Origin of the sequence: Pseudanabaena sp. 'Roaring Creek' (genome assembly GCF_001402795.1) — a bacterium.
Lineage (GTDB): Bacteria > Cyanobacteriota > Cyanobacteriia > Pseudanabaenales > Pseudanabaenaceae > Pseudanabaena.
In genome coordinates, this window is the sequence record NZ_LIRE01000367.1 from 1 (window position 1) to 9,532 (window position 9,532).

A 9,532-nucleotide genomic window follows, 5' to 3' on the forward strand; every position below is an offset into this window, starting at 1 on the left:
AATTGCCTCGCCACTTAAAGGTATGTCCGCTTCTCGATCTACCCCTGCGGAATCTACATCCAGCCCCTCATAATCGGCAAATATTGCTTCGGCAGTGGGACTGCGTAATCTATTTTTCCCGCATACAAATAATAACTTCATGGCTAGTGCTAAATAGGTAAGGATGGGCGACGCTTCGCGTCGCCCATCCTTACCATATAAATCCTTTCCTTTTTAGGACTACAACTTCATGAATATAAACGATAAAATCGCAAATTAAGATGCAAAACCCATGCTTAGAATTGCGGTGCTTCGCACCGCAATTCTAAGCATGGGTTTTGGGATTTTCCTAACATAACTGACTACCGTTATAAATCATACCGATGCTATCATTGCTTCACCGAATTTTTCCCCATTCAATATCAGAAACGTCTTTATTTGCAAAGACATCTTTTAAAATTGCAGTGGCGGCAACACTCTCTTTTATATTGGCTGAATGGTTGCAATTAGAATATCCTTTCTATGCTGTGATTGCCGCAATTATTGTGATGAGTTCTACCTCTGGCAGCACCTTAAAACTAGGCATCCAGAGAATTATCGGAACTTTTATCGGCGTAATTATCGGAATTCTATTTACAATTTCCTGCGGGGCAAATCCCTATTCGCTAGGAGCAAGTATCTTTACCGCGATGTTTTTCTGCTCCTATTGGAAGCTAAACGAAGCAGCAAAATTAGCTGCCTATGTTTCCGCGATCGTATTGTTGAATCACGATCGCTCCCCTTGGCTTTATGCATTAGAGCGATTCTTAGAAACTTTTATAGGGATTGGCATAGCCCTCTTGGTCAATCAGTGGTTAATGCCTTCTCACGCCGCTCAAGAACTAAGGCGCTATCTTTCTAAAGCCCTGATCAAGCTCGAGCAATTTTATCAGTTAGTTATGAGTTGCTATCAAACAGGAACCTACGATCGCACTGTTGCTAACGAATACAAGATCGAAATAATTGACTTGCTTCTCAAAATTCGAGAATTGTGGAAAGAGGTAAAACAAGCCCATCAAAACGAGCTTTTACATATCGATCCTGCTTGGGAGTTTCTGCTGCGGAGGGTTTGGGAGCATGTCCTCACTATGGAGCATATAGTCTTAGTCCGTCAACCCCATCCCATTTGGCAAGAACTCACCCTAAGTATGCAGCAACTAGCGAGAGAGAGTTCAGCTATATTCAATAACCTCGCCAAGGCAGTTAAGACTCATCAAACCGATGTATCGGTAATCGCATTGGAAAGTGTTCTAACAGAAACAACCGATAATTTGCAACAATTACAAATAATTAGAGAGATGACCTCTACCACCGACGAGCTTTTGCGATTCTTTACTTTCTTTTACACCGTTGAAGAAGTTGGTCGCAAATTGCAAAGAATGGTTGATACCTTGTAATTAGAGAATGACGGCGCAAAGCGCCGCCATTCTCTAATTGGGATTTATGTATAGCTACAGTCACTTGACTTAGGAAAAATCAAGACCCTAAGAATTGAGTGGCGGCGCTTTGCGCCGCCATTCAATTCTTAGGGTCTTATACCAATTCACAAAAGTGTTGTTACACTTTTGTGAATTAAAAACAAAACCCAGTAAAGTTTTGAAATTCCCAAAATGGCAACGCCATTTTGGGAATTGGTATTATGTCCTACACTGGGTAGCAGCTATAGAATGCCCAAACCTAGTAAGGGTTTAATACCAAAACTAAAAATGGCTCAGCCATTTTTAGTTTTGGTATTAAACCTTGCGGTAACATCTGGCGGTAATCAAATGGGGTTGAAACACCTCAAGAAAGTTAGTTTGCAAGGTGCGGAAAAAAGTATCTACCGTTTCTGGATCGTCAAGGTGAATGGGATGCTCGTTTTCAAACCCCTTAAAGAAATACCAGTTAACAATAATTTTGCCCAGTGGAGAGAGCATCTTGTGAAACTGCATCAATTGATGGCTTGGATCGGGTAAATGTTCTAACACATCAAAACATAAGACTGTATCAAAATAGCCTTCTAGGGAGTCTTCCCACGGAATTTCCGAACGAAAAGATATTTTGTGGCTTAGCCCTAATTGTTGCGTTCGATGCTCTACAAAGCCACGATTAATGGGATTGATGTCGCAATAGATGACTTCATCAACATGGGGACACATGGCTGCGCCGATCGCATGAGTACCAATGCCACCACCAAAATCAAGCACCCTTCCCTTTGCTTGATCGGCAATCAATTTGAGCGTTCCACCAATGTAGTCTTGGCTTTCAAGGTGCCAAGTGCCTAATTTGAATAGATACATTTCGCCAACTTTGTCTTTGTAAAAAGCGGCTGCTTCTTCCCAATCAAAATCGGTATTTCCTAAATTTGCTAAATCATAGCGACAATTTTGGAGCTTTTCGGTAATTGTCTCTGCATCTAGTTTTAAAAACTCCTGCAAATGCTTTTCTAAGCTAAAGCAGTCTTGCCAATATCCTTCCAAGAAAGTCGGCGTAGGGGATAGAGTCACCATGTTTGATTGCAATGTAGCGCCTTGCGCCTAAAGAGTTTAATATTCAGATGATGGTCAAGCATAGCGCAACGATCGCATGTCATTACAACATAAATGTGCGTGAATCCGTGCCTGCTGCGCTAGAAGCCACAGAATCATTATTTATCACATTGTCGGATTCTAAGTTGCCATCAACTAAGTTGATAATGCGATCGGCCACGTCAAGAATCCGATTATCATGGGTCACCATTAAGATAGTGATATTTTCCTCCTTTGCCATTTTTTGCATCAAAGTCACCACATCGCGTCCAGATTTTTTATCAAGGGCAGCGGTTGGTTCGTCGGCAAGGATTAAATTTGGACGATTGACGAGGGCGCGAGCGATCGCTACCCGTTGTTTTTGTCCGCCCGAAAGCGCATGGGGTTTATAGTCAATTCTCTCTCCGAGACCGACTTGGGTCAAAATATCGGCGGCTCTATGGGAGGCGATCGCATCTCCTCCCACATGGGGAAATAAATCCGTTGACATCATCACGTTTTGTCTAGCAGTCAACGAATAAAAAAGATTATGGGCTTGAAAGATAAAACCAATATTTTTGCGAACCTGTACTAATTTTTTCGGGCCTAACCCTTTAAGCTCTTGTCCCAAAACCTGCAAGCTCCCATCTTGAATGGTGCGTAAAGCGCCGATCAATGTTAAAAGTGTGGTCTTCCCCGATCCAGATGGTCCCGTTAGGATCACAATTTGTCCTGGATAGATCTCTAAATTGATATCGAATAAGACCTGTTTAAATAAATCCCCTTCGCCATAATGGAAGTTAAGGTTGCGGATTTGTACCGATGGCTCGGCTGTAGTAGACAAGGATTGTGATGTAGGAGCAGAAAAGGTATCGAGCATACTAAGGACCTACGCGCAGAATTAAATTACAAATTATAAGATTTATGCAGACGATCGATGAAGCTCTCACACTATATTAGTTTTAAGACAGGTGAAAAATCATCCGTACAATGAATTTTCAAATGAAATTTTTTAGTTGTTCACCCAAGGTTCTAAACTTATGGCATCACGAACCTTAGTTAAAAATTATCTTGCTCAGTGGATGCAGATGGGCAAAACTGTCATTCTGTCATCTCAAAACAAGGAAATTAGTATTTACAAGATTTTGCAAGGGGAAAACTATTCGCCCGAATTTAATCAGCTTTGGGACATGATCAGTACTGTTAAAGCTCAAGATGCGTATTTGAGCGGTACTAACCAAACGATTCATGACTTACTCGACAATCAGTGGGAGATAGTTGCCTGCGCTCGTTGCAGCCTACTTGTGCCCACCATAGGCATGGGAGCGAGAGTACCTGTTTGTTGTCCCTGTGATGACTTGCCCAGCCACCCCAATCTTGACTTGGTCGCGCCCCATGCGCCTGTAACGCTGCTGTCCCAGCTAGAGAAGTTATGCGATCGCCTCGATCAAAAGTCTGAAGAGCGATCGCCCGAACCGACCGATGCTCAGAATGAAGCCCCACAACTTCCCCCAGAAGACTCACAAGCCCTACATAATCTGAAGACTTCAATTTTAAAATTGATCAAAATTAATCCTTGAATTGCGCCTAGCTACTTGCTGCGGATTTTCTCAAGAGTTCGATCAAAGGCTTTGTCAGCCAATGCGTCCCAATTTTCCATTGATGCTCCAAGGTTGGCATTCTCAGTAAATAGGCAATGCGGCGCATGGCTTGGGCGGGTAAGCCATCAATACTGAACTTCCCAAAAATCGAGGCTGTTGCGCCATCAATACCTAAGCTGATGAATTCACCGAGGGGAATATAGCTAAAAGGAATGAGGGATTTTTGGTTAAGGCTTGCCCAGATATTCCAAGCGCAATATTGAGACTGTTGAAAGGCTACCTGAGCTGTAGCGGGGACGAGGCGATCTTGTGCGTCCACACAGCTCGCTAAGTCACCGATCGCAAATACATAGGGATAGCCTTTGACCTGTAGGGTCGCTTCCGTGGCGATCGCTCCCTGTTTATGCTCAACTGGTAAATCTCGCAGCATCTTCGAGAAAGTGCTACCAACCGTCCACAGCACGATATCAACGGGCAGGGTGTCGCTACCATTGGTATAGTCGAGGGTAACTTCCTCCTCCCCCACCTGCGAGACGCGGGTATTTAGATCAGTCCATACCCCTCGTTGGGAGAGGGCAAGTTCGGCAATTTGACGGGTTGATTGGGTCGAGTTACTTAAAATTTGGCTATTACGATCAACGAGGCGAACGCGACCGCGATCCTTGAGGCGATCGGCGATTTTACAGGCAAGCTCTACGCCACTGCTGCCTCCACCTGCAATACAAACGCGAATTTTTTCTCGATTAGATGCTTCTAATAGTTCTAATTTGCTATTCAGACGATAAAAGTCCTTCAAGTTCCGAAAGGGAATCGCATATTCCTGCGCACCATCCACTAAGTTCATCGGTGTTTCACCGCCGATCGCGAGCAAGAGGCGATCGTAATCTAAAATAATGGGTTGACCGACATTTACTTCTACTTGCTTAGACTCAATAGCGATATTTGTCACTAGCCCTTGGACAAATTGAATGCCCGTATTGGCAAGCAATTCGGCAAATGTGGGGGCGATTTCCCACTCCTGCATTTCCTTGGTTACCAGTTCGTAGAGAAATGGCGTAAAGAGAAAGCGATCGCTTTTATCCACAAGGATAATTTCAGGCATGACTGCCCAAGGCAGGCGAGATAGATTAAGTGCAGTATACAAACCGCCAAAACCACCACCAAGAATACAGATCCGTGTCATGAAAAAAATCCTAAGCGTTTTTTCTAGTTTATCGTAATCCCAAGTAATCCCCCCGCCTTTAGCGGCAGGATCGCTCCACGCTCCACTAGGCTGGGAAACGCAATATCTATAAATTAAATTTAGGTTAACAGTAGGTTATCTGTTCTTGCTTGCACCATTAGATCGCCATCCGATAATGTACAATTGTCATCTTTTATTTTTGGGGGCTGTGTGGTCAAATCTGTTTTGTTGGCTCAGCTATCTGAAGAACAATCTTTGATGTGGCACAATGCGTTGTCTTCACATCAACTCGAAGTATGGGCAGCACCTGAAACTGAAGATCTACTTAAAATTCTCGGTCAAAAGCTTAGTTCAAATCAGACATTACCCGACTTGATTGTTGCTGATATTGGCATAAGGTATGGTGGGGGAACATCTTTATTGGCTACGGAACTATGTAAATGGTGTGCAGAGAACGCCCCTCAAGTAAATGTTCTGTTAGTCAATCCCCGTCAAAGCCAAATCAAAGAGGTGGAAAAGCGCTGGGCGACCCGTCGTGGAGCCGTCGATCTCTTGCCGAAAATATCTCTAGATAATTTAATTTCTGCTTTTGAATCTGCCGCCCAAGCTTTAGCGATCTCCGTTAAACCTGAAGCTCTAAATAACGTTATCAATAATCTCAAGTTACAGCAGAATAAGCCCGATCGCGGTTCTATTCAAGGAAAAAATATTCGCCAAACAGCTACGCAAGAGTTAGCTCGCAAGATGGCGATGATCCCCTTGATGGTCATGGCAAATGAACCTACTGTAGCTGAATCCAGCATCGAAGTAGCCAATGCAAAACAGCAAATAGCCCTAGATTCAACTATTGCTGAATTAAGTTTGTACAATACTAAAGTCGATCTGTCTCAAACAGGAGCATTTGCTCAGCAATTATTTAAGGACGATCCCCGCTTGCCTGCATTGATAATTTACGATGGTGATAACTATGTCGGTATGTTATCTCGACGCAGATTTTTAGAATGTCTGAGCCGTCCCTATGCCCTAGAATTATTTACCAAAAGACCATTAAAGGTTCTTTACGAGCAAGCTCAATCTGAAATTTTAAAATTGAATGGTAGTACGCCGATTGTCTTGGCATCCCAAATGGCTCTCGCCCGCGTCAGCGATGATATTTACGAGCCTGTAGTTGTTCATTTGGATGGAGATGTTTTTTCAGTACTAGATATCCACGATCTCTTGCAGTCTCAGTCCTATATCCATGAATTAGCGACAAAGCTACTGCGCGAACAAACTCAGACTAGTATGTTTCAAACAGAAAAAATGGCTAGTCTGGGGCAAATCGTGGCGGAAGTATCCCATGATATTCGTAATCCAGTATCCGCAATTTATGGGAATACTGAGTGCCTTTTGACCTACATCGAAGGGGTCATGAAGGTTTTAAGGGCTTATGAAAAGGAATACGGAACATCTGCTAAGACTGTCAGCGATATCCTTGAAGATATTGATTGGGATTTTATTCGTTCCGATTTACCCCAAGTAGTGCGGAGTATTCAGTCTGGTTCGAGATATTTACGCCGATTGGTTGATACCTTACAAAGCCTTTCGCATATGGAAGATCAATCCGATCCCGCATCCATTGACTTGATTGAATGCGTAGAAAGTAGTTTAACAATTCTCAGCGGGAGGATTAGAAGCGTTCAGATCGTTAAAAATTATATCGAACTTCCTGAAATTAATGGGTTTAACGATCGCATCATTCAAGTGTTTATGAATTTGATTAGTAACTCCCTTGATGCCTTAATGGAGCTACAATCCAAGCCAGATCTGATCGAGCAGCGAGCCAAGACTCTCCTCAAAGAGGACAGCCTATCTAGCGATCGTAGTAATGTCTTGACCGAGACAGCGGAAACTTGGCAACCTGTATTAATTTTGACCACAGCGATCGCCGAAATTGACAATCGTCAGTGGATATCGGTGAAAGTCGCCGATAATGGCATGGGTATTCCCAAGGAAATTCAAGCCCGCATTTTTGATAATTTCTTTACCACCAAGGGACAAGGGAAGGGAACAGGACTGGGATTGGCTATTTGTCACCAAATTGTTACCCAGCAGCATCAAGGCAAAATTGTTCTGCGATCGCCCTATCTTAATAACAATGGCGATGTAACTATTGGTACGGAGTTTGAAGTCCTATTACCCATTAATTGATATTGCCTAAGAGGAGGAGGTTGGCGCTTTGCGCCAACCTCCTCCTCTTGGTTTACTGTCCAAAAAATGGGAGGTGGCACTTTGTGCCACCTCCCATTTTTTGGGGAATTAGTTTTGTTCTTCAGTGCTAGTCGATGGGGAATCCTTGGATTGGGAATTAGGGGATTCGAGATCGAGGGTAGGTGTACCTGCAATATCGCCAAGACTCGTGGAAGTCTTCGATTTTTTCTTGCGACGGATAGATGTTCTCGCCCATTTAGTTTGACTCCAAATGCCGAAGAGAACCACCGCCGAAACTATCGCTTCAAAGTACCATTTGATTGCTTGTTTGATCAATTGGCGAAACGCTCTACCTCTACTGGTATCGATATTAGCTTTGATTGCCTCTTCGTTTTTGCCGATCTCTGTTTCGAGCTGTTTCCTTAGTTCTGCTGGATTGGATTTATTCAATTTAATATTGGGCGATCGCTTTTCGATAAATTCCGCCGCCCTCAGTAAATTGGTATCGTTGGTATTTTTTAAATTTTCCTTAGCCGTATTAAACTGAGCGAGTTGCTGGGATAACGTGAAACTAGCTTGATTATTATTGTCATTGTTAATGCGAATAGCTGCGCTAATCCCAACTAGTAGCATCAGCACATAAATAATACTGAGCAATAATGATAGCCATGACAAAAACTTCAGAATTTTTTTGCCAAAGGGCGATCGCGCCGTTGATTCACCGTAGAAAATTAATATTAAACCAATAATTGGCACTGGAGAAGTGCCAACTAATTTGCCTAACGTACTAAATTCCCAAGGCGCATCTTTGCCAAATTGAGGAGGAATGATTGCGTCAAAGAAATTGGAAAATGCTAACAGTAAAAGTCCATAGCCAGCGAAGCGAAGTAAGTTTGCAGTAATTACCTCAGTAGAATTTGAATTGGTATTACTCATATTTTTAAAGTGAAAACCATAAATTTAGTTTAAATTTGCTGCGATTAGTACTGAAGTAAATAACGGCTTTTTCTATTTAAACGCCGAAGATTTGCAAGTCGAAATGAAAAATTGATTTAAGGTTGAGGAAACCGAGGTTTCCACCATTCATACCATGAAATCCACACTTTCTCTAATTTTTGACCTGTCGCATGGAGATCGCTTTCTGATGTTATTGGTGCGGACATCAAAGTCCAGAGACAGCGGCGATCGCGCAGATCTTTTTGTCCGAGTAACCAGCCAATTAAAATATCACGATCCATGACGCGAGAGCTAGCATTGTCGTTAAATTGTTCGCTAGTAACCGTAGAAATGCCACGGGGATTAATGCAAGCCGTAAGATAGACCCGATCCTGCCTCGTAAAAGTTGCATAAAATCCGATCGGATCTTTGCGGATGGATTGTTTGCGTAAATCTTCTTCACTAATCTCAATATTAGTTACGCCCTTAATGTAGTAGTAGAGATCCCCTTCCGAGCCTACTGCATATCTTAAATCAATATCTATAGGCATCCCATCTACAGAATACTTATACTTCTTTCCAAATAAATATTTGGGCTGCCCAAAAAACTCTTTGGGATCGACAATATCTCCTTGAGCTTCTAATTTAGTTTGCGATGGTTCTAAAGCGATCTGTTCGGGAAATTTAAAAGGAGTGGGTTTGCCGATGGTGCTATCGATAACCGATCGCCCAAAAACTAATAAACTGCCACTAACTAAAACCATAAGTAAGCCCATGCGAAATTTTTGACTAGTGGGAGTTATTGGAGAATTATTTAAGGGGATTTGTTTCTCTGGGTAATTTGAGAGGCGATCTTGACTGGTTTCGCTAGTATTGACGTTATTTATGTTGGTATCTGCTTTATCTTGTTTATCTATCTCTTTGGGCATGGGGATTAGGTAGATGTTTGAGGGTAATGATTAAGAATGCTGCAAAATATTAAACATCATAAAATTTAAATATCATAAAATTTAATCATGCTCGCTTACCTTAATGATCCTGCCTAAATTCCAGTCTAAATTCTTGCCTAAATAAGTATAGATAATTTAAATAAAAACTACAGCTTCGACTTCGCTCAG

8 protein-coding genes and 1 pseudogene are annotated in these 9,532 nt (G+C 42.4%); 3 read left to right on the plus strand and 6 right to left on the minus strand.

The annotated features are described in order from the left end of the window. A pseudogene (locus AC805_RS12390) lies at positions 1-141 on the minus strand (phosphotyrosine protein phosphatase); the annotation flags it as partial. A 221-nt stretch (positions 142-362) separates the two neighbouring features. Here AC805_RS12390 and AC805_RS12395 point away from each other — a divergent pair. Further along, positions 363-1,415, plus strand: a complete 1,053-nt coding sequence (locus AC805_RS12395; protein ID WP_055075726.1) for an aromatic acid exporter family protein — start codon at positions 363-365, stop codon at positions 1,413-1,415. 336 nt (positions 1,416-1,751) lie between these two features. On the opposite strand, the gene AC805_RS12400 is transcribed toward AC805_RS12395, so the two are convergent. After that, positions 1,752-2,507, minus strand: coding sequence for a bifunctional 2-polyprenyl-6-hydroxyphenol methylase/3-demethylubiquinol 3-O-methyltransferase UbiG (locus tag AC805_RS12400; RefSeq protein ID WP_055075727.1), 756 nt, complete (start codon positions 2,505-2,507; stop codon positions 1,752-1,754). Between the two features lie 82 nt (positions 2,508-2,589). Then, positions 2,590-3,384 (minus strand): DevA family ABC transporter ATP-binding protein, encoded by a 795-nt coding sequence (locus AC805_RS12405; protein ID WP_055075728.1) that lies wholly within the window; start codon positions 3,382-3,384, stop codon positions 2,590-2,592. A 160-nt stretch (positions 3,385-3,544) separates the two neighbouring features. Here AC805_RS12405 and AC805_RS12410 point away from each other — a divergent pair, with 160 nt between their 5' ends. Continuing rightward, positions 3,545-4,084: a hypothetical protein gene (locus AC805_RS12410; RefSeq protein WP_055075729.1), complete on the plus strand. Its 540-nt coding sequence runs from the start codon at positions 3,545-3,547 to the stop codon at positions 4,082-4,084. Positions 4,085-4,091: 7 nt separating this feature from the next. Here AC805_RS12410 and AC805_RS12415 read toward each other — a convergent pair whose 3' ends face one another. Continuing rightward, positions 4,092-5,288, minus strand: a complete 1,197-nt coding sequence (locus tag AC805_RS12415) for an NAD(P)/FAD-dependent oxidoreductase (protein WP_055075730.1) — start codon at positions 5,286-5,288, stop codon at positions 4,092-4,094. A gap of 210 nt (positions 5,289-5,498) precedes the next feature. On the opposite strand from AC805_RS12415, the gene AC805_RS12420 reads away from it, so the two are divergent. Further along, the gene (locus AC805_RS12420; RefSeq protein WP_156341397.1) at positions 5,499-7,478 is read left to right on the plus strand and encodes a HAMP domain-containing sensor histidine kinase; all 1,980 of its coding nucleotides are present in this window, start codon (positions 5,499-5,501) and stop codon (positions 7,476-7,478) included. A 108-nt stretch (positions 7,479-7,586) separates the two neighbouring features. On the opposite strand, the gene AC805_RS12425 is transcribed toward AC805_RS12420, so the two are convergent. After that, positions 7,587-8,414, minus strand: a complete 828-nt coding sequence (locus AC805_RS12425; RefSeq protein ID WP_055075732.1) for an HpsJ family protein — start codon at positions 8,412-8,414, stop codon at positions 7,587-7,589. A gap of 116 nt (positions 8,415-8,530) precedes the next feature. Beyond that, on the minus strand, positions 8,531-9,343 hold the full coding sequence (locus tag AC805_RS12430) for a cyanoexosortase A system-associated protein (protein WP_055075733.1): 813 nt from the start codon (positions 9,341-9,343) through the stop codon (positions 8,531-8,533). Positions 9,344-9,532 lie beyond the last annotated feature (189 nt).